At 73.1% G+C, this 19,758-nt stretch carries 16 protein-coding genes; 11 read left to right on the top strand and 5 right to left on the bottom strand.

Features of this window, described 5'->3' with window-relative positions; translation table 11 throughout:
• Positions 1 to 5: 5 nt before the first annotated feature.
• The 6 genes from ACGF13_RS21395 to ACGF13_RS21370 are packed head-to-tail and all read left to right on the top strand — an operon-like array spanning position 6 to position 8,310.
• Complete coding sequence (locus ACGF13_RS21395; protein WP_392877348.1) at positions 6 to 1,397, top strand: ABC transporter substrate-binding protein; 1,392 nt, start codon at positions 6 to 8, stop codon at positions 1,395 to 1,397.
• 11 nt (positions 1,398 to 1,408) lie between these two features.
• Positions 1,409 to 2,338 (top strand): carbohydrate ABC transporter permease, encoded by a 930-nt coding sequence (locus tag ACGF13_RS21390; protein ID WP_392877347.1) that lies wholly within the window; start codon positions 1,409 to 1,411, stop codon positions 2,336 to 2,338.
• A complete protein-coding gene (locus tag ACGF13_RS21385; protein ID WP_392877343.1) occupies positions 2,335 to 3,207 on the top strand; it encodes a carbohydrate ABC transporter permease in 873 nt (290 codons plus the stop codon). Before ACGF13_RS21390 ends, ACGF13_RS21385 begins: the two co-directional genes overlap by 4 nt.
• The gene (locus ACGF13_RS21380; RefSeq protein ID WP_392877341.1) at positions 3,204 to 5,387 is read left to right on the top strand and encodes a beta-galactosidase; all 2,184 of its coding nucleotides are present in this window, start codon (positions 3,204 to 3,206) and stop codon (positions 5,385 to 5,387) included. Before ACGF13_RS21385 ends, ACGF13_RS21380 begins: the two co-directional genes overlap by 4 nt.
• On the top strand, positions 5,384 to 7,543 hold the full coding sequence (locus ACGF13_RS21375; protein WP_392877339.1) for a trehalase family glycosidase: 2,160 nt from the start codon (positions 5,384 to 5,386) through the stop codon (positions 7,541 to 7,543). Before ACGF13_RS21380 ends, ACGF13_RS21375 begins: the two co-directional genes overlap by 4 nt.
• Before the next feature lie 59 nt (positions 7,544 to 7,602).
• A complete protein-coding gene (locus ACGF13_RS21370; RefSeq protein ID WP_392877337.1) occupies positions 7,603 to 8,310 on the top strand; it encodes a ribonuclease H in 708 nt (235 codons plus the stop codon).
• Between the two features lie 95 nt (positions 8,311 to 8,405).
• Here the strand turns inward: ACGF13_RS21370 and ACGF13_RS21365 are convergent, their stop codons facing one another.
• A complete protein-coding gene (locus ACGF13_RS21365; RefSeq protein ID WP_392877335.1) occupies positions 8,406 to 9,722 on the bottom strand; it encodes a hypothetical protein in 1,317 nt (438 codons plus the stop codon).
• Between the two features lie 407 nt (positions 9,723 to 10,129).
• On the opposite strand from ACGF13_RS21365, the gene ACGF13_RS21360 reads away from it, so the two are divergent.
• Positions 10,130 to 10,885, top strand: a complete 756-nt coding sequence (locus ACGF13_RS21360) for a hypothetical protein (RefSeq protein WP_392877333.1) — start codon at positions 10,130 to 10,132, stop codon at positions 10,883 to 10,885.
• 86 nt (positions 10,886 to 10,971) lie between these two features.
• On the top strand, positions 10,972 to 11,697 hold the full coding sequence (locus ACGF13_RS21355) for a dienelactone hydrolase family protein (protein ID WP_392877331.1): 726 nt from the start codon (positions 10,972 to 10,974) through the stop codon (positions 11,695 to 11,697).
• A 40-nt stretch (positions 11,698 to 11,737) separates the two neighbouring features.
• Here the strand turns inward: ACGF13_RS21355 and ACGF13_RS21350 are convergent, their stop codons facing one another.
• The 4 genes from ACGF13_RS21350 to ACGF13_RS21335 all read right to left on the bottom strand — a co-directional run bounded on the left by ACGF13_RS21350 (position 11,738) and on the right by ACGF13_RS21335 (position 15,665).
• Entirely contained in the window at positions 11,738 to 13,222 is a 1,485-nt protein-coding gene (locus tag ACGF13_RS21350) for a glycoside hydrolase (RefSeq protein WP_392877329.1), read from the bottom strand.
• Positions 13,223 to 13,406: 184 nt separating this feature from the next.
• Positions 13,407 to 13,961 carry a PH domain-containing protein gene (locus ACGF13_RS21345; protein ID WP_392877327.1) on the bottom strand — a complete coding sequence of 185 codons (555 nt, stop codon included), beginning with the start codon at positions 13,959 to 13,961 and terminating at the stop codon, positions 13,407 to 13,409.
• 75 nt (positions 13,962 to 14,036) lie between these two features.
• Entirely contained in the window at positions 14,037 to 15,275 is a 1,239-nt protein-coding gene (locus ACGF13_RS21340) for a GNAT family N-acetyltransferase (RefSeq protein WP_392877325.1), read from the bottom strand.
• A gap of 87 nt (positions 15,276 to 15,362) precedes the next feature.
• Positions 15,363 to 15,665, bottom strand: a complete 303-nt coding sequence (locus ACGF13_RS21335) for a hypothetical protein (protein ID WP_392877323.1) — start codon at positions 15,663 to 15,665, stop codon at positions 15,363 to 15,365.
• A 326-nt stretch (positions 15,666 to 15,991) separates the two neighbouring features.
• On the opposite strand from ACGF13_RS21335, the gene ACGF13_RS21330 reads away from it, so the two are divergent.
• The 3 genes from ACGF13_RS21330 (at position 15,992) to ACGF13_RS21320 (ending at position 19,621) form a co-directional block, all read left to right on the top strand.
• A complete protein-coding gene (locus ACGF13_RS21330; protein WP_392877321.1) occupies positions 15,992 to 17,335 on the top strand; it encodes a hypothetical protein in 1,344 nt (447 codons plus the stop codon).
• A gap of 318 nt (positions 17,336 to 17,653) precedes the next feature.
• Complete coding sequence (gene sph / locus ACGF13_RS21325) at positions 17,654 to 18,631, top strand: sphingomyelin phosphodiesterase (protein WP_392877319.1); 978 nt, start codon at positions 17,654 to 17,656, stop codon at positions 18,629 to 18,631.
• A gap of 153 nt (positions 18,632 to 18,784) precedes the next feature.
• Positions 18,785 to 19,621: a thioesterase family protein gene (locus ACGF13_RS21320; protein ID WP_392877317.1), complete on the top strand. Its 837-nt coding sequence runs from the start codon at positions 18,785 to 18,787 to the stop codon at positions 19,619 to 19,621.
• Positions 19,622 to 19,758: the final 137 nt, after the last annotated feature.

Below are 19,758 nucleotides of genomic sequence, written 5' to 3'. Positions count from 1 at the left end.
GCAAGATGTCCGCACCAACCCGGCCCGAAAAACATCCCCAACTACCCGGTGACCAGAGCGAATTCACCCAAGGCCCGTCCCGCCGGCGGATCCTCTCCGCCGGACTCGCGGGCGGCGCGCTACTGCTGACCGGCGCCACCGGCTGCGCGACCGGCGGGGCCGGCGGCACCAGCACCAAGCAGCTCACCGGCAGCCCGGGCGCCGCCCTCGCCGGGAAGGTCACCATCTGGTCCTGGGACGTCGCCGCCAAGGCCATGCAGCGACTCGGCAAGGCCTTCGAACAGGCCCACCCCGGAACGACCGTCGAGGTGGTGGACATCGGCTACGACAACGCCTACGACAAGATCACCGTCGGGCTCGGCGCCGGCAGCGGCCTGCCCGACATCCTCACCGTCGAGGGCAGCAGAATGCCCACCTACATCGGCAACTTCCCGAACGGCCTGGTCGACCTCACCAGCCGCGCCGCCGGCCTCAAGTCCCAGTACACGGAAGCCTCCTGGCGCACCGTGACGGACGCCAAGGGCAAGGTCTTCGCGCTGCCCTGGGACAGCGGGCCGTGCGCTCTGTTCTACCGGCGTGACCTCTTCCAACAGGCCGGCATCGACCCGGCCGGCCTCACCACCTGGGACGACTACCTCACCGCCGGCACCACCCTCAAGGCCGCCACCGGGAAGAAGCTGCTCATCCTGGACTCCAAACAGGACAGCCTCTTCGCCATGCTCCTCCAGCAGCAGGGCCAGCGCTGGTTCGCGGGCGGCAAGGTCGCCGTCGCCACCCCCGCCGCCGAACGAGCCCTCACCCTGATGAAACAGCTCGTCGACCGCGACCTGGTGGACTTCGAGAACGGCTGGGACGGCTTCGTCTCCGGCACCCACGACGGCAAGGCCGCCACCACCCCCACCGCGGCCTGGTGGGACGGCACCCTCACCGCCGAAATGGCCGACCTCAGCGGGAAGTTCGGCGTCGTCCCGCTGCCCGCCTTCACCCCCGGCGGCACCCGCACCGCCAACAGCGGCGGCTCCACCCTCTGCGTCACCGCGCAGAGCCGCAACCCGGAGACAGCCTGGGCGTTCCTCTCCTTCCTGCTCGCCGACAAGGCCAACCAGGCCTCGATGATGCAGCACGAAGGACTCTTCCCCGCCTACCTCCCCGCCCTGGACGACCCGTACTTCCAGCAGCCCGCGCCCTACTACGGCGGCCAGCCCACCATGCAGCTGTTCGCCGGACTCACCAGGAGCGTCCCCACCGTCGAGTTCACCGCGGACGACTCCAAGGCCTTCGACATCGTCAACACCGCCGTCAACCAGGTGCTGCACAACGGCGCCGACCCGGGTACCGTACTGCGCTCCGCCGCCCGCCAGATCGCCACCGCGACCGGCCGCCAAACGGTCGCGTAGGGGCGGGCCCGATGACCAGTCCTCCGGCGTCCCTGCGCAAACCGGCGGCCGTGGCCCGCACCACCCCCGCCCGCCGCCGGCGCTCCCCACGGACCGCGGCCTGGCTGTTCGCCGGGCCCACCACCGCACTCTTCGTCGCCTTCTTCGCCTACCCGCTGGGCGCCAGCCTCTACCAGAGCTTCACCGCCCGCCGCGACGGCGTCGACGTCTGGGTCGGCCTGGACCAGTACCGGCGGATGTTCCACGACCCCGCCTTCCTGCACTCCCTGGTCAACACCGGCCTGATCCTCGCCGTCCAGGTGCCCGTGATGATCGGCCTCGCCCTGGTGCTCGCCGTCCTGCTCAACCAGTCCTGGCTGCGCTTCCGGGCCGGCTGGCGGGCGGTGTTCTTCCTGCCCGCCATCACCACCCTGGTCGCCTACGCCGTGGTCTTCCAGGTCCTGCTGCGCACCGACGGCGGCCTTGCCAACCAGCTCCTCCAGGCGCTCGGCCTCGGCCCGGTCGACTGGCTCAACTCGCCCACCTGGGCCCGGATCTCGCTGATCGGCTCGGTCACCTGGCGGTGGACCGGCTACAACGCGGTGATCCTGCTCGCCGGGCTGCACGCCATCGGCCGCGACCAGTACGAGGCCGCCTCCCTCGACGGCGCCGGTGCCGTGCGTACCTACACCAGTGTCATCCTGCCGCAACTGCGCCCGGTGGTGCTGTTCTGCGTCATCACCTCCACCATCGGCACCCTCCAACTCTTCGACGAGAACTACGTGCTGACCCGCGGCGGCCCCGGCGACGCGACGCTCACCCCGGTGGTCTACCTCTACAAGGTCGGCTTCCAGCAGCTCGACTTCGGCTACGCGGCCGCCATCGCCTGGGTGGTGGTGCTGATCATCGCGGCGGTCTCGCTGATCCAGTTCCGGTTCTACGGAAGGGAACGCCGCCGATGAGCAGCATCCCGACGACAAGGCCGGCCGCCCGGCCCGGCCGCACCCCGCTGCCCGCAAGACTCGGCCGCACCGCCGTCCTCGCCGCCCTCACCCTCGGCGCCGTGGTCAGCCTGGTGCCCTTCGCCTGGATGCTGATCGCCGGCACCCACAGCAGCTCCGAACTCTTCCACTCCCCACCGCCGTTCCTGCCCGGCGGCAACCTGCTGCGCAACCTGGCGCACCTCCAGGAGACCATCGGCTTCGGCCGGGTGCTGCTCAACAGCCTCGGCATCGCCGTCGTCTACACCGCGCTCAGCTCGCTGCTGTCCGCGATGTGCGGCTACGGGCTCGCCAAGTACCGCTTCCGCGGCCGGGGCCTGCTGCTCGGCCTGGTGCTGGCGACCATGATGATCCCCTTGCAGGTGCTGTTGGTCCCGCTGTTCCAGATGATGGCCAGCCTCGGCTGGATCGACAGCTACCAGGCCGTGATCGTGCCCTTCCTGGCCAACTCCTTCGGCATCCTGCTGATGCGCCAGGGCTTCCTCGACTTCCCCGACGAACTGCTGGAGTCCGCCCGGATCGACGGCGCCGGCGAGCTGCGCACCTTCTACCGGGTCGTCCTGCCCTGCGTGCGGCCGCAGCTGGGCGCACTGGTGATCTTCACCTTCATGGGCCAGTGGAACAGCTTCATCTGGCCGCTGCTGATGCTCAACACCGAGGACAGGTACACCGTGCCGGTCGCGCTCAACACGCTGACCGGACTGACCCACGTCGACTACTCCGGCCTGATGCTCGGCTCCTTCCTGGCCACGCTCCCGCTGATGGTGCTCTTCCTGCTCTTCCAGCGGCAGTTCGTGGCCGGCCTGCTGGGCGGAGCCCTGAAGGGATGACCGCGACCGTGACCATGGACCGACTCACCCGGGTGCCCGGCCTGCTGTACGGCGGGGACTGGAACCCCGAGCAGTGGCCCGAGCAGGTGTGGGCCGAGGACGTGAAGCTGATGGCCGAGGCCGGGGTCAACCTGGTCACCGTCGGCGTGTTCTCCTGGGCCCGGCTCCAACCGGACGCCGACAGCTGGGACTTCGGCTGGCTGGACCGGCTCCTCGACCTCGTCCACCGGCACGGCATCGCCGTCGACCTGGCCACCGCCACCGCCTCCCCGCCCGCCTGGCTGGTCCGCGCCCACCCCGAGCTGCTGCCCGTCACCGCCGACGGCGTACGGCTGGAGTTCGGCTCGCGCCAGCACTACTGCCCCTCCTCGCCCGCCTACCGACAGGCCGCCGTCCGCCTCACCCGGGCACTCGCCGAGCGCTACCGCGACCACCCCGCGCTCGCCCTGTGGCACATCCACAACGAGTACGGCGACCACGTCCAGGAGTGCTTCTGCCCCGCCTCGGCCGCCGACTTCCGCCGCTGGCTGCGCGAACGGCACGGCGACATCGAGGAGTTGAACCGCTCCTGGGGCACCGCCTTCTGGTCCCAGCGCTACAACTCCTTCGAGCAGATCGAGCCTCCCCGCACCGCGCCCGGCCCGGTCAACCCCACCCAGCTGCTGGACTGGCGCCGGTTCTGCTCGGACGCGCTGCTCGCCCTGCACCGCGCCGAGAAGGCCGTCCTGGACGAGGTCTCGCCCGGCGTCCCGGTCACCACCAACTTCATGTCGATGCTCAAGGCCCTCGACTACTGGGAGTGGAGCCGGCATGAGGACTTCGTCTCCGACGACGCCTACCCCGACCCGGCCGACCCGCGAGCCCACGTCAACGCCGCGATGAACTACGACCTGATGCGCTCGCTCAAGGGCGGCCGCCCCTGGCTGCTGATGGAACAGGCCCCCTCCGCGGTCAGCTGGCGGCCGGTCAACGTGCCCAAAGCTCCCGGCCTGTACCGCCTCTGGTCGCTCCAGGCGCTGGCCCGCGGCGCCGACGGCGTCCTGCACTTCCAGTGGCGCGCCTCGGTGGCCGGAGCCGAGAAGTTCCACAGCGCGATGCTCCCGCACCGGGGCACCGCCGCACGCGGCTGGCAGGAGACCGTCCGCTTCGGTACGGAACTGCGCCGCCTCGGCGAACTCGCCGGCACCCGGCTGCGCGGGCAGGTGGCCGTCCTGCTCGACTGGGACAGCTGGTGGGCGCTGGAACTGGACGACCACCCCTCCGCCCGGATGCGCTGGCTCGACCTGCTCCGCCCCTGGTACGCGGCGCTGTACGAGCGCGGCGTCACCGTCGACTTCGTCCCGCCCACCGCCGACCCCGACGGCTACCCGCTACTGCTCGCCCCCAACCTCTACCTGCTCGACACCGCCACCGCCGACCGGCTCACCGCCTACGTGCGTGGCGGCGGCCGCCTGGTCTGCGGCCCGTTCAGCGGCATCACCGACCGGCACGACCACATCCACCCCGGCGGCCACCCCGGGCCGCTGCGCGAGCTGCTGGGGATCGTGGTGGACGAGCACTGGCCGATCCCGGACGACGCGACCACCTCCCTCACCCCGGCGGGCACCGAGCCTCCCGCGGAGCCGCGGACCGAACTGCGCGCCGAACTGCGCGCCGAACTGCGCGCCGAACTGCGTACCGAACTGCGCGCCGAACTGCGTACCGAACCACGCGCCGACCTGCGTACCGAACCACGCACCGACCTGCGGACCGACCTGCGCGCCGAACGCTGGAGCGAGTGGATCGAGACCGAGACCGCCGAAACCCTCGTCCGCTACGACTCCGGCGCACTGGCCGGCCTCCCTGCCGTCACCCGCAACCGCCTGGGCGACGGCAGCGCCTGGTACCTGAGCTGCCACCTCGGCACCGACCTCGGCGCCGTGCTCGACCCCGTGCTCGCCGAAGCCGGGGTGGGCGCCGAACTCCCCGGCCTGCCGGAGGGCGTCGAGGCCACCCGCCGGCACGCCGCCGACGGCACCGGCTACCTCTTCCTGCTCAACCACGGCCCCGTCGAGCGCCGGGTGCCGCTCGACGCGCCCGGCACCGACCTGCTCACCGGCACCGAGGCCGCCACGGCCGTCACCCTCGCGCCGCTCGGCGCCGTCGTCCTCCGACTCCCCGCCCCCCAGGAGCGCGCATGAACCCGCTGACCCGCCGCCACGTCCTGGCCGGCTCCGCCGCCCTCGCCACGGCCGGCGTCCTCGCCGCCGCCCCGGCCGCCGCGCAGCCCCTGGACCAGGCGGATCCATTGGACCGCTACGCCGACCTCCTCGACCTCCACGGCACCCCCGCCCAGGCCTACCCCGGCGACGCCCGCGGCAACAACCCGATCAACGTCTTCGCCGACCTCGGCGCCTGGCACGCCTACGCCCTGCCCCGCCCCGCCGACCCGCCAGGAGGCTTCACCGGCCCGCTGCACCTCGCCCAGGAGTACCCCTGGTGGCTCAGCGACGGCCTGAGCCGCCTCCAGCTCACCGAACAGGGCCGCCCCCTGGACCTCACCGCCGGCGCCCCCGCCCGCGGCACCTCGCTGCCCGGCCTGCTGCGCCTGACCCACGACCTCGGCGCCGGCCTCGCCCTCACCCTCGAACTGCGCTTCGCCGGCACCCGCACCGCCCTGCTCCGCGCCCGCCTCGCCAACACCGGCCCGGCCGTCCGCACCCTGGCCGTCGCCTGGACGGGCCGACTGTTGCGCCCCGCCACCGGCCCCCAGCGCGAGGCACCGCGACTGGTCGCCGCCGAACGCGGCGTGGAGGTGCGCTTCGCCAGGGTCCGGCAGACCTGGGACTACCTCACCGACGGCACCGAACGCTTCGCCGTCCGCCACGCGCGGCCCGTCCGGGTGGTGCTGAGCGCCGACGGCGACGGCCACCGCACCGAACTCGCCGAGCCCGTACGGCTGGCGCCGGGGGAGAGCCGCAGCCTGGACTGGACCGAGAGCTACACCTTCACCGAGGCCGAGTACGCCCGGGCCGCGCGGGAGGCCGACGCCGCGCTGCGCGCCCCGGAGCGGGTCGCCGCCGAGGGCACCACCCGCTGGCACGGGTACCTGACCCGGGCCACCGAGGGCGTCCCGGCCGCCCGCCGCCGCACCGCCGCCAAGTGCGTGCAGACCCTGATCACCAACTGGCGCAGCCCGGCCGGGCGGATCCGGCACGACGCCGTCACCCCGACGCTCTCCTACAAGTGGTTCAGCGGGGTCTGGGCCTGGGACACCTGGAAGCAGGCCGTCGGCACCGCCGCCTTCGCCCCCGCGCTGGCCGCCGACCAGATCCGGGCCATGTTCGACCACCAGGCGCCGGCCGGAGCGCCGGACGCCGGCATGGTCCCCGACTGCGTCTTCTACAACGACCCGAGCACCGGCGGCGGCAACTGGAACGAGCGCAACTCCAAGCCCCCGCTGGCCTCCTGGGCGGTCTGGGAGGTCTACCGGCGCAGCGGCGACCGCGCCTTCCTGCGGGAACTGCTGCCCAAGCTGACCGCCTACCAGGACTGGTGGTACCGCACCCGCGACCACCTCGGCGAGGGCCTGTGCGAGTACGGCGCCACCGTGGACCCGGCCAACGCCACCGCCCAGGACCGCGTGGAGGCGGCGGCCTGGGAGTCCGGCATGGACAACGCCCCGCGCTTCGACGCCGCCGGCGTGGTCCCCAACCGGGACGCGAACGGGACGCTGCTCGGCTGGTCGCTCGACCAGCGCTCGGTCGACCTCAACGCCTACCTGGCCGCCGACCACCGCCAGCTGGCGCTGATCGCCGCCGAACTGGGCGACCGGCCCGCCGCCGAGCGGCTGCGCGCCCGCGCCGAGCGGATCGACGCCGCCGTGCGCGACACCATGTACGACCCGGCCGGCGGCTGGTTCCACGACACGGACCTGGCGACCGGCGCCCGGCTCACCGCCCGGGGCCGCGGCATCGAGGGCGCGATCCCGCTCTGGTCCGGCACCGCGACCTCCGCCCAGGCCCGTACCGTCCGCCGGCTGCTGCTCGACCCGGCGGAGTTCGGCACCGCCATGCCGTTCCCGACCGTGGCCCGCAGCTCGCCGTCCTTCGACCCGGCCGGCTACTGGCGCGGCCTGGCCTGGCTCGACCAGACCTACTTCGCGATCGAGGGCCTGCGCCGGTACGGCTGGGAGCAGGACGCCCGGCGGACGGTCGAGCGGCTGCTGGCCACCGCCGGCGGGCTGGCCGGGGACGGCCCGGTGCGGGAGAACTACGACCCGCTGACGGGGGAGGGGCACAGCTCGACCAACTTCAGCTGGTCGGCGGCGCTGCTGCTGCTCCTGCTGCGGGGCTGAGCGGCCGAGCAGGCCGAGCGGCTTTGGCTCCGGGCCCCGCGACCAGGCATGATCGGGGCATGGTCGAACGAGTCATTGCAGCGTGTGACGGAGCAGCCAAGGGCAACCCCGGTCCGGCGGGCTGGGCGTACGTGGTCGCGGACGCCGCCGGGGTGCCCCAGCGGTGGCAGGCCGGCGCGCTCGGGCACAGCACCAACAACGTGGGCGAGCTGACGGCGCTGCGGCAGCTGCTGGCCTCGACGGACCCGGCGGTCCCGCTGGAGGTGCGGCTGGACAGCACCTACACCCGCGACTCGGTGACCAAGTGGCTCAAGGGCTGGAAGCGCAACGGCTGGAAGACGGCGGCCGGCAAGCCGGTCGCCAACCAGGAGCTGATCCAGGCGATCGACGCGCTGCTGGAGGGCCGGGACGTCACCTTCGTGTACGTGCCGGCCCACCAGGTCGACGGCGACCCGTTGAACGCCATCGCCGACAAGGCCGCCAGCGACGCCGCCCGCACCCAGCAGGACGCCTCCGGCACCGCCGCCGACCTGCCGGTCCCCGACCCGGCCGCCGCCACCAAGGCCCCCAAGGCACGCGCCGCCCGTACCGCCTCGGCCGGCTCCGCCGGAAGCGGCGGCACCGCCAGGCGGAGCGGCGGCTCACGCACCCTGAACGCCCGCTTCCCCGGCACCTGCCCGTGCAGCCGCCCGTACGCCAAGGGCGACAAGATCACCAAGGTCGGCAGCTCCTGGGGCCACCCGGAGTGCGCCGCCGCCCACGCCTGACGGCGGGGACGCCCGCGCCCGGCAACGGGAACCCCGTACGCGCGACCGGCCGACCGCTGTGCGCGGTCGGCCGGTCGGTTGGTCGTAGGTGGACGTCAGGCCTTGGCCGGAGCGTCCTTGAGGGCGATCTCCTTGATCTCCTCGAAGGTGAAGCCCGCCCGGTTGAAGGCGCGCGCCTCGATCTCCGAGAAGCCGAGCCCGGCGAGCTCCTTGAGCTGGGCGTCGGTCAGCGGCGGGGCGGTCGGGGCGTCCGGGACGCCGCCGGCCAGGTCCTCGGGGTCGAGGCCGTCCTCGGCACCCGCGGTGGCCAGGCCGAGCACCGCGTCCATCAGCTGGTCGTCGGTCACCTTGACCGCGTCGGCCGGCACCTGGACGTTCGGGGCCGACTGGCTGAAGGCGAGCTTCACCGGGAAGTTGACGCCCGGCTCGACCTTGTCGGCCAGTTGCGCGAGGTCGAAGGTGGCGGAGGAGAAGGCGCCGTTCTTCAGGTAGAGGTCGACGCCGATCTTCCGGTCCGGCACGTCGCTCGGGGCCTGGTCGGGGAAGTCGCCCAGCTGCTTGGGGAACTTGGCGGACAGCGGCTTGACGGCCTTGTACATCTCGTCGACCAGCTGCCGGGCCGGGGCGCTGACCCAGAGGTGCTCGGCGCCGTCCTTCTTGCCCTTGTCCTCGTACGTGACGGTGCGGCCGATCACGTCCTTGACCGAGTTGAGGAGCTGGTTGGCGAGCTCCGGGTCGGCGGTGGGCGCGGCGCTCGGGGAGGCCTTCTTGCCGTCGGACTCCTTGGCCTGGTTCGCGAGCGACTGGAGGTCGAAGGACACCCACTTGCCGGCCAGCACGTCGCCGAGCGGCTTCAGCTCCGCGGGCAGGTCCTTGCGCATCTCGTCGACCACGGACGGGTCCTCGCCGGTCAGCTTCATCAGGCCCTTGGCGTCGGCGTGCAGGTACCCCGTGGCGTCGACCTGGCGGTACTCCAGCAGCGCGGTGCCGCTGCGGTCGGAGAGCAGGTAGGAGACGCGCACCGACTTGTCGAGCGTCAGGTCGCCGTTCTTGCCGGCGTCGCCGCCCTTGCCGGCGTTCTTGAAGGCCTCAATGTCCTTGAGCGGCTTGTCCGCGGAGATCGCGACCGAGACGGAGAGGCCGGAGATCGCCTTGGCGGTCTTCTCGTCCATCGGCTGCTCGCCGCCCCGGGCGGAGCCGATCAGGCCGCTGCCGGCCTTGTGTTCGCCGGAGTTGGCGAACGCGACGACCTGCTCGGGGGTGGCGTCGATGGAGAGGGTGAAGCCGGCCGCCTTGCCGTCACGGACCTTGTCGAAGGCCTTCGACACCTTCTGAGCGGCGGACAGCTGCTGGACGGTGCCGCAGGCGGTGAGGCCGGTGGCGAGCACGGAGGCGGTGACGGCGACGGGCATCGCCCCACGGGCGGCCTTGCGGATGGCGGTGTTGATGGCTGCGACTCCTGTTGATCGGGCCCGCTCGGTGAAGCGGACCGGTCCCTCCCCTGTGACGCGCGAACGCCACAGTGCCTGCACATGTGATCACATTATCGGCAAGGGGGCATGCGAATTTTTGGCCCGGCCTTTAACCACATTGGCCAAAACCATGACCAAAAGTCGCAAATCTTCCGCCGGAAGCCCACCGAGCGGGTCGCAATCCCGCCGCGCGGTCACATCCCTTCGGTGGGCAGGGCTCCCGCCGCCGGTGGGCAGCCGGGGAATTCCCGGATTCCCCCACGCGAACCGGCCGCCGTCCCTACGATCGGCTCGGTCCGGGTCCGCTGGAGTGGCTGCCGGACCGGTGGGTCGGTGGGAGGGGATCGATGGGGCCTGTGGGCTGGATCGCGGTGATCGTGCTGGCGCTCGCCGCAGCGGTGGTCTGGCTGATGCTGCGCTACCCCGGGGGATGGCGGTACGCCTTCACCGCGCAGTACGCCGAGAACCGGCGCGACCTGGACGCCGCCCGCGCCAAGCTCCGCACACTGGAGCGCGAGGCCCGACGCGAACGCGACCGGGCCAGGGCCGACGTCACGGCGGCCGAACAGGCCCAGCAAGAGCGGGTCGACCGGGCCCGGGCACACCTGGACCGGCTCCGCTCGCCGGGCCGGGGCGAGTTGCGGTCCTCGCTCGGGGACGACCTGCGGCTGTACGACCACGCGCTGGAGGTGACGGCGGAGGGCCGCACCGCCGAGTACCCGCTGCACGAGGTCTCGGTCCGCGACGACTACTCGGACGGGCAGGGCCACGTCTACGTGGCGCTGCCGACCGGTCGTCAGGCGATCGTGACCGTCGCGCTGGAGAAGACGCCCGAGGCCGAGGTGCGGAAGTTCGTCGTCGAGGTGTTCAACGCCGGCGCCGACGCCAAGGCGTCCGCGGTCGAACGCCAGGCGCTCGTGCCCGAGGCCGAGGCCGAACTGCGCGACGCGCTGGCGGACACGGCCGGCCAGGAGGAGGCCCGCCAGCGGCTCACCGAACTCCTGGCCCGCCAGAAGGCGGACCCGCGCATCCCGCAGGCCCGTCTCGAACTGGAGGCGGCGAAGGACCGCTGGCAGCAACTCACCGGCAGCCGACCGACGTAGCACCGGACGGCGAGTGGCGGGGTGCTCCTCTGCCGACGGCGAAGACCGGCCCGACCGGGGCGCGACCGGCACTACGGTCCTGTCCCATGACGATGGTCACGACCCGCACGGTCGAATACCCCGCCGACGGACTGACGATGGTCGGGCACCTCGCGCTGCCCGGCGGCACCGGCCGCCGGCCCGCGGTCCTGATCGGCCCCGAGGGGCCGGGCCTGAACGACTTCCAACGCCGCCGGGCCGACGCCCTCGCCGAGTTGGGGTACGTGGCCCTGGCCTTCGACCTCCACGGCGGGCGCTGGTTCGCCGACCCGCAGGAGATGCTGGCCCGTGTGCTGCCGCTGCTCGACGACCCCGACCGGATGCGGGACATCGGCGGTGCGGCCCTCGACGTGCTGCGCGCCGAACCCCGGACCGACCCCGACCGGATCGCCGCCGTCGGCTACGGCACCGGCGGCGCGATCGCGCTGGAACTCGGGCGCGCCGGCGTCGACCTGCGGGCGATCGGGACGGTCAACGGACTCGTCACGGGCCGACCGGGCGAGGCGGCCCGCATCCGGTGTCCGGTCTGGGCCGGGGTCGGCTCGGAGGACCCGATCATGCCCGCCGAAAAGCGGGACGCCTTCGCCGCCGAGATGCAGGCCGCGGGCGTCGACTGGCGCCTCGTGGTCTACGGCGGCGCCGAGCACGCCTTCCACCATCCGTCGGTCGAGCACACCGTCCTGCCCGGCGTCCGCCACCACCCGCTGCACGCCGAGCGGGCCTGGCGCGACGTCCTCGCCCTGCTCGCCGAGTGCCTGCCCGTGGCGGACTGAGCCCGGCCCGGCTCCCACCCCGGGAGCCGGGGCCGGTCCACTACAGGTACACGTCGGAGACCTCGAAGGTCTGCACGGTACGGGCGTTGAAGTAGGACCAGAACCGGTTGCCGCGCACCCGGGTGTCCGCGTAGTACTGGTAGCGCTCGCCGCCGGCGCCCGTCCCGGTGGCCCAGCGGTCGATCACGGCGTCGTCCTGCCCGGGCCGGGTGAACCTGGACAGGTCGAAGTTGATCCACTGTCCTTCGCCGTAGTTCACGGCGACGACGACCAGCTTGTGGTTCACGCTGTCGTAGGCCGCGACGGCGTCGGGGTGACCGGCATCGATGATCCGCATCCCCGGGCGGATGTGCCGCATGTAGTGGGCGAGCACGAAGTACTTGGCGTTGACCGCGCCGATCACCCCGTTGGTGAGGGTGATCGCCCCGTAGTTCTCCCAGTCGAGGATCTGCCAGATGACCCACGCCGTGGGGTGCAGCCAGCGCAGGTCGAAGTTGAGGTTCCGGGCCAGCTGCAGACCGCTGGTGTCGCCGTCGCCGTACTCGGACATCCAGATGTTCTTGCCGTCCGCGGCCACGGCCTTGTAGAGCGCGTCGCGGTCGCCGTCGAAGTCGTAGCCGTGGACGTTCACCCGGCCCACGGCCGCGCGGGTGGCGGCGTCGAAGTCGGAGTTGTTGGTCCAGTTGTACAGGGCACTGCCGACGCCCCAGTCGTCGAGGCCGGCCACCATCATCCAGTGCAGGTCCCGGGCGTCCAGCTGGGTACGGGTCTGCCGGATGATCTCGGCCAGCTGCGCCCGGTCGTAGTGGCAGCCCTCCTGCGCACCGTCATTCGGCCCGAACCCGCCCCACTTGGCCCCCGGCTCGTTGACCGGCTGGACGGAGGTGAAGTCGATGCCCCAGTGGTCGTGGGCGTAGCGGGCCACCGTCGCCAGGTAGGCCGCGTGCCGGCCGAAGTTCCCGTCGGCCAGGTTGCAGGTGTACGGGTCCGTGGCCCCGCGGGGGTCGTCGTTCTTGAGCATCCACCACATCGGTGAGTTGCTGAAGAGCTCGAACCGGTCGGCGCCCCGGTCCCTGGCCAGCCACATCATGTCGCGCTGGTGGGCGTCGGCGTTCCAGTTCCAGCTCGCCGACCGCGGGTCCGCCGAGTACCAGTCGAGCTGGTAACCCTCGATCTGCTTGAAGCCGTCGAGCGCCGGCGCGGGCTGCATCGTCCTGCCGCCGATGCTGTTCGTCCCCGAGCCCCCGGCGTTGTACCGGACCACGTTCATCCCCAGGCCGGGCAGCGTCTGTCCGCCGAACCGGACGGACTTCCGGCTGAACAGCACGTCCGCCAGGTCCTCCCGGGGGCCCAGCTGGTTCGCCCACCAGGCCAGCGAGGTACCCCAGCCCTCCCACGTCCCCCAGTCGACCGAGGGGTTCACCGTGGTGGAGAAGTCCGCCCGGGCCGGCCCGGTGGCGGAGAGGACCGCCATCGCGCCGACCGGAAGCCCCATCAGCCCGCGCAGAACCGTACGACGTTCCATCAGACCCCCTGTGAGTTCGCGCGCCCGAAGCGGGCGAGCACGAACGGAAGTGTGCACGAACCGTGAGGGGCGGGCCAGTGTGACGTCGATCACCCGCGCCCGGCGGTGGCCGCGGGCCCCGTGGCCAGGGCGTCCGCCCGGAAACGGCTGCCGGCGCCGGCCGGTGGCGAGGTGGTTCCGGGCACTACCGCGAGTACGTCGCGATGACGGCGACCAGGAGGCTGGCGAGGAGCAGGCCGATCACCAGGGGGGACAGCGCGTCCCAGAGCCGCACCCGCGGTTCGACGCGTCGGGCCGGGTCGGTGCTCTGCTCCCACCAGTCGAAGATCTGGTCGGCGTTCGCCACGAACTCGGCCGCGGAGTGGTACTTGTCCGCCGCGAGGCCCGGCAGCAGCCGGCGCCGCCCGTCGGCGAGGTGGATCCGCAGCGCGTACGAGAACGAGTCCCCGGCCGGGTACCGCCGCACCTCGACCCACACGATCTGCTGCCAGGGATAGGTGCGGCCCGACCCGAAGCCCCGGTTGACGGTGATCCCGTCGGCGCCGACCCGGGTCCAGGACCGCAGGGTCGAGAAGAGGAAGGGCACGGTCATCGCCAGCGTCAGCGAGACCAGCAGGACCGTGCCGACGTCGGTCATCGCGAACAGGCCGAAGGCGACTTCGACCGCGAGGACGAGGAACAGCATCGCGACACCGGTCGGACGCACCAGGTCCCTGCCCCGGAAGATCGTTTCGTTCACGCCGCGCACCCTACGCCCCACCCGCCGGGCTCCGACAGGAGGTCGACCGGGATTCCGGGCACCACGGCTCACGGGTCACGGCAGGTAGTACGTCAGCAGGTCGGAGGTCAGCGGCGGGAACAGCGCCCGGTACGGCTCGGCCTCCCCACGGACGTACACGTCCGGCCGGACGCGGCTCAACCCCTCGATCCCGTACGGTCCGAAGAGCAGCGCCGCCAGCTGGTCCGGCGCCACGGCCACGCCGCCGTCCGCGCCCGGGTGCTGCATCGTGCCGCCCGTGACGACCTCGCCCGACCCCTGCGGGCCGACCGGGATCCGGTAGTGCGCGCGGTAGGTGGAGAGCAGCAGGTCGCGGCCGGAGTGGTCCAGGCCGGCGCCGGCGAGGCGCTCCCGGAACACCGGGCGCAGCCGGTCGAGCAGCACGGCCGGGTCGGGGATGCGGACGTAGTACTGCTCCGCCCTGGGGCGCGGCGTGTGGTCCAGCAGCTCGTGCCAGACGGTGGCGGGCAGGGTGCCGGGCCGGTGCACCACGTGGAGCCGTGCCTGCGGTGCCAACGCGGCCACGCCGGCGAGCAGTTCACGCGCCGCCCGCTCGTCCGCGGCGGCCGCCTCGGCGAGGCGGAATCCGCCGTCGTCCACCGGGGTGGTGCGCGCCACGGCCACCACCTCGCCGGCGCGCTCGACCACCCGCAGCGTGCTCGCGTCGTGTGCCAGCAGCCAGCGCCAGCGGGCGGGGGAGTGGCCCATCGCGAGGTCGAAGCCGCGCTGAGCCCGCTCCTGGAGCGCGGCCACGGCGGGCAGGTCCGCGGCCCGGGCGGTGCGCAGCGCGGGCGCGCCCTCGGTGGGCGGGGTGCCGCGCACCGGCCGCGAGACCGGGATGTCGATCGCGTACTCGTAGCCGAACAGCCGGTAGAAGTAGGGGATTCCGATCATCACCTGGACCACGTGCCCGCGGGCCGCGGAGCGGGCGTGCGCCCACTGCATCAGCGCCCGGACCAGGCCACGGCCCTCGAACTCCGTGTCGGTGGCCACGAGTTCGACCTGACCGGCGGGCAGTCGGACGCCGCCGAGGCGCAGCTCCTCGTCGAGCAGGGTGGCCGTGGAGACCACCCGGTCGCCGTCGACCACCACCGCGCAGGCCGACCAGCCCGCGTCCGGGTCCTCGACCACCAGGCGGTGGTCGAGCGCGTCCTGCGGGGCGCCGCGCTCGGCGAGCAGCGCACCGATCTGCTCCAGGTCGGCCGGCCCGGACTCGCGCAGGACCAGGCCGCCGGGCAACGGGACGGGCAGGACGGGAAGTTCGCCGACGGTCATTCCCGGACCCTCGCAGCGGCGGCCGATCGTGTCCACGGATTTTGCCGCGCCGGCGAGGGTCGGCGCGCCGCCGCGGGGGCTTCCGGGCTACACGGTGCTCGCGATCCAGCCGACGGTCTCCGAGGTGTGCAACCCGTCGGCCAGCGCCCTGCCGCTGCCGACGAGTTCGTTGATGCGGATCTTGAAGCCCGTGGTGGTGACATCGGCGATCCGCAGCCCCGGGGTGTCGGGGCCGTTGAACGTCTGGACGAACGGCACGACGATCACCGTCGCGTTGTCGGGGAAGGGCGAGGGGAAGGTGACCTGGGTGAAGGTCGACGTGGCTCCGGCGGTCAGCTCCGTGGCGCTGCTGGAGCTCAACTGCAGCTTGCCGGTCTGGATCGTGCTCATCGCTTCTGCCTCTCACTCGACGGCACAGGCGCTGCCTCGGTGCGAAGCAGCCATGGGTGAGATGCCCCTGTTGCTCCGGGTTTAGCAGGGAAGTCATCGGTTCGAGTTGTCCGTGACCGTACGGGGTTGGGCGTCCCGTACCGACGTGACCAACCCGGCGGTGCCGTTCCCCGGCCGACCTGTGCTGGCTCTGGGCGCCTGCTGTGTGCAGGAGTTGGCGAAATCGTGCCCATGTCGGGGCGATCGGGTTGACCGCTGCCACGACAGGACGGTTGGCTCGGCCGCAGTGACGGGGAGCGGACGGGGGACGAAGGGGAGGGGAACCCATGAAGAGGACGGTACGGCTGGCCTGCGCACTGGCGGCCGCGCTGCTGGCGGGCACCGGGGTGCCTGCGGCGCACGCCCGGTCCGCGCCCGCGCCCGCATCCGGGTCCACGCCCGCGTCCACGCCCGCGCTCGCGGCTACCGGCGGCGACACGGTGCGGGTGAACGTGAGCCCTGACGGCGCGCCCGCCGACGACTGGTCCGAGCCGCTCGGACTGAGCGCCGACGGCCGGTACGCCCTGTTCACCTCGCTGGCCTCGAACCTGGTGCCCGGTGACACCAACCGCCTCTACGACGTCTTCGTCCGCGACCTGTGGACGCGCCGGACCGAGCGGGTCAGCCTCGCCGACGACGGCGCCCAGCTGGACGGCTCCAGCAGCCAGGCGGCGATCAGCGCCGACGGCCGGTACGTCGCCTTCAGCAGCGACGCCGCCAACGCCGTCCCCGGGCACGGCAGCGGGCGCACCGACGTCTACGTCCGCGACCGCGGCACCGGCCGCACCGAGCTGCTCACCGCCGGCACCGGCGTCGGGAACTCGGTCAGCCCCGCGATCAGCGCCGACGGTCGCTTCGTCGCCTACTCCTCGGACCGCGCCGACCTCGCCCCCGGGGCCCAGGCGGGCATCGCCAACATCTACCTGACCGACCGCCGGACCGGCACCACTCGGCTGGTCACCGCCGGGCAGGGCGGCGCCCCCGCCGACGGCGGCTCGGTGGAGCCCTCGCTCAGCGCCGACGGCCGGGCCGTCGCCTTCCGCTCGAAGGCGGCCAACCTCCTGGCCCCCGCCGCGACGGCCCCCGCCGGAACGGCTCCCGCGACGGCCCCCGCCCCGACCGCGCCGAAGCCGCCGCCCACCCGCCAGCTCTTCCCGCTCTACGTCTACGACGCCGCCACCGGCCGGATCGAGGGCGCGAGCGTCGACCCGAGCGGCACCCTGCGCGACGCCGCCCGCCAGGGGCGGCTGAGCCCCGACGGCAGGTTCGCGCTGTTCCGGGTGTTCCAGCCGGACCAGGGCGGCGCCTCCCGGGTCGCGCTCTACGCCCGCGACCTGCGGACGGGCACGGTGACGGAGGTGGCCCCCACCGGCACCCAGCCCGCCGTCATGACGGCGGACGACCGCTGGGTCCACTTCGCCTCGGACGACGCCGGGTTGGTGCCCGGCGACACCAACGGCGCCACGGACGTCTTCCGGCGGGACCTGTGGACCGGCCGGGTGGAGCGGGTCGCCGAGGCCGTCGGCCCGTCCGCCGCGCCCGCCGTGGACGCGCTCGGCACCACTCTGCTGTACGGCGCCCTGGAGGGCACCCGCGCCGACGTCCTGGTGCGCCACCCGCTGCCCTTCTGACAGCCCGTCCGACCGCCCGCCGCAGGGTGCGGCGGGCGGCGGCACTGTGGGCCGCGATGACCACGACCGCGGTCTCCGCGTTCGACGGCGCGGTGCGGCGCGGTGCGGCGTGGTGCGGTGCGGCGCGCTCGACAGAGTGACGGCAGCTCCGGACGCCCGGAAGCGCGGTGACCGTCCGTCAGCCTCCCGCCGACGGTGTTACCGGCGAGTTCACCAAATGCTCGCCGGATGTCTTGCGGGCCGTGTCGGCAGCCAAGTTGGATACACAACATCCCTTGACCCGACGGGTCCACGACAACGCTCCCTCACGGAGGCCCCATGCCCCTGTCGTCCGTCCGCCGCGCCCTCGCCGCCGGCGCCGCCGCCACCGTCCTCGCCGTGCTCGGCGCCGTCCCGGCCTCGGCCGAGACCGCCCCGACGACCGCGCCCCCGCTCGACGTGCTGACCTACAACACGTTCCTGATGAGCACCTCGCTCTACCCCAACTGGGGCCAGCAGTACCGGGCGCAGGCCATCGCCTCGGCGGACTTCTTCCAGGGCCACGACGTGGTCGTGCTGGAGGAGGCCTTCGACAACGCGGCCTCCGACGCGCTGACCGCCAAGGCCTCGGCCGCCTACCCTTACCACACGCCGGTGGTCGGCCGCTCCACCGGCGGCTGGGACGCCACCTCCGGCAGCTACAGCTCCGCCACCCCCGAGGACGGCGGCGTCACCCTGCTCAGCAAGTGGCCGATCCTGCGCAAGGAGCAGTACGTCTACAAGGACGCCTGCGGCTCGGACTGGTTCTCCAACAAGGGCTTCGTCTACGCGGTGCTGGACGTCAACGGCCGCCGCACCCACGTGGTCGGTACCCACCTCCAGTCCACCGACTCGGGCTGCGCGAGCGGCCAGGCGGCGGACATCCGGGCCAGGCAGCTCGCCGCGATGCGCTCCTTCCTGGACGCCAAGCGGATCCCGGCCGACGAGCCGGTCCTGGTCGCGGGCGACCTCAACATCGACTCGCACGGCGCCGAGTACCAGGCGCTGCTGGCCAACGGCAACCTCGCCCCGGCCTCCGCCCGCACCGGCTGGCCGTACTCCTTCGACACCGCCGACAACTCCGTCGCCGCCTACCGCTACCCGGGCGAGCCCAAGGAGGACCTCGACTACGTCCTCTACCGGGCCGACCACGCCCGCCCGCAGCAGTACACCAACGAGGTGGTCCGGGTGCACAGCGCGCCCTGGACGGTCAGCAGCTGGGGCAAGAGCTACACCTACACCGACCTCTCCGACCACTACCCGCTCGCCGCGCACTGACGGTCCGGATCCCCCGGGGGTGTGGGATGCGTCACCCGTGACGCCACGTGGGCGGTTCGGCCCCCTACGATCCTGAACGCCGAGTTCGGCCGCCGTCGTACCACGGCGGCGGCCGAACCGGCAGCCAGCGATCCGGCCAGAGGAGAAGCGCACGTGACCACCCCCACCGCCGCGCCCGACAGCTACTACCAGCGCACCGGCGAGCACAGCTACAAGCCCACCCTGCAGGCGCAGGGCGCCTGGCACGCGGACGAGCAGCACTTCAGCCCGCTCGGCGGCCTGATCGTGCACGCCATCGACCGCCACCGGGCCGGTCGGGAGCGGGCCGACCAGGGGCGGGCCGGCCGCCCCGCCGACGGCCTGGCACTGGCCCGGATCAGCTACGACATACTCGGCCTGATCGCCCTGGAGGAGTTCGAGATCACGGTGGAGACCGTCCGCCCCGGTCGCACCATCGAGCTGGTCGAGGCCACCGTGGTGATCGGCGGGCGGGCCGTCGTCCGGGCCCGCGCCTGGTTCCTCGCCGAGCTGGACACCTCCGCCGTCGCCGGCACCCACGACCAGCCGCTGCCCGGGCCCGAGGAGTTCGAGCCCTGGGCGATGGCCGGGCTGTGGGGCGGCGGCTACATCGCCTCGATCGACGTCCGCCGCCGGGAGACCGCCCCCGGCCGCGCCGCCGCCTGGATCTCCAGCGCGGCAGAGCTGGTCGCGGGGGAGCCCAGCGGCCCGCACGCCTCCTTCGTCATGATGGTGGACACCGCGAACGGCATCGCCACGCGGCAGGACCCGACGGAGTGGATGTTCCCCAACACCGACCTGACGATCCACTTCCACCGCCGCCCCGAGGGCCGCTGGACCGGCCTGGACACCAGCGTCAGCTTCGGCCCGTCCGGGCACGGTGTCACCAGCACCGTGCTGCACGACGTCCGCGGGCCGCTGGGCCGGGCCGAGCAGATCCTCACCGTCCGCCCGATGCCCTCCGCCGGCTGAACGGAACCGGGCCGAACGTATCCCGGTGGCGGGGGGGGCCCCCCCCCCGGCCCCCCCCGGCCGGGGGCCCGCCCCCCCCCCCGCGCCGGTTGTCGAGCGACCCCACAACCCCCCGGCACGGCCCGGCGGGCGCGCCC

The sequence above is a fragment of the Kitasatospora sp. NPDC048286 genome, from assembly GCF_043201735.1.
Lineage (GTDB): Bacteria > Actinomycetota > Actinomycetes > Streptomycetales > Streptomycetaceae > Kitasatospora.
The sequence above is the reverse complement of the archived record's forward strand: the minus strand, read 5'-3'. Positions and strand labels throughout refer to the sequence as shown.

Bases quoted from the DNA above. Each gene is read 5' to 3' on its own strand.
- ACGF13_RS21375 (WP_392877339.1), top strand. From the start codon at position 5,384: ATGAACCCGCTGACCCGCCGCCACGTCCTGGCCGGCTCCGCCGCCCTC.
- ACGF13_RS21340 (WP_392877325.1), bottom strand. From the start codon at position 15,275: ATGACCGTCGGCGAACTTCCCGTCCTGCCCGTCCCGTTGCCCGGCGGC.
- ACGF13_RS21395 (WP_392877348.1), top strand. From the start codon at position 6: ATGTCCGCACCAACCCGGCCCGAAAAACATCCCCAACTACCCGGTGAC.
- ACGF13_RS21360 (WP_392877333.1), top strand. From the start codon at position 10,130: ATGGGGCCTGTGGGCTGGATCGCGGTGATCGTGCTGGCGCTCGCCGCA.
- sph (WP_392877319.1), top strand. From the start codon at position 17,654: ATGCCCCTGTCGTCCGTCCGCCGCGCCCTCGCCGCCGGCGCCGCCGCC.
- ACGF13_RS21380 (WP_392877341.1), top strand. From the start codon at position 3,204: ATGACCGCGACCGTGACCATGGACCGACTCACCCGGGTGCCCGGCCTG.
- ACGF13_RS21350 (WP_392877329.1), bottom strand. From the start codon at position 13,222: ATGGAACGTCGTACGGTTCTGCGCGGGCTGATGGGGCTTCCGGTCGGC.
- ACGF13_RS21370 (WP_392877337.1), top strand. From the start codon at position 7,603: ATGGTCGAACGAGTCATTGCAGCGTGTGACGGAGCAGCCAAGGGCAAC.
- ACGF13_RS21355 (WP_392877331.1), top strand. From the start codon at position 10,972: ATGACGATGGTCACGACCCGCACGGTCGAATACCCCGCCGACGGACTG.
- ACGF13_RS21330 (WP_392877321.1), top strand. From the start codon at position 15,992: ATGAAGAGGACGGTACGGCTGGCCTGCGCACTGGCGGCCGCGCTGCTG.
- ACGF13_RS21335 (WP_392877323.1), bottom strand. From the start codon at position 15,665: ATGAGCACGATCCAGACCGGCAAGCTGCAGTTGAGCTCCAGCAGCGCC.
- ACGF13_RS21390 (WP_392877347.1), top strand. From the start codon at position 1,409: ATGACCAGTCCTCCGGCGTCCCTGCGCAAACCGGCGGCCGTGGCCCGC.
- ACGF13_RS21385 (WP_392877343.1), top strand. From the start codon at position 2,335: ATGAGCAGCATCCCGACGACAAGGCCGGCCGCCCGGCCCGGCCGCACC.
- ACGF13_RS21365 (WP_392877335.1), bottom strand. From the start codon at position 9,722: ATGCCCGTCGCCGTCACCGCCTCCGTGCTCGCCACCGGCCTCACCGCC.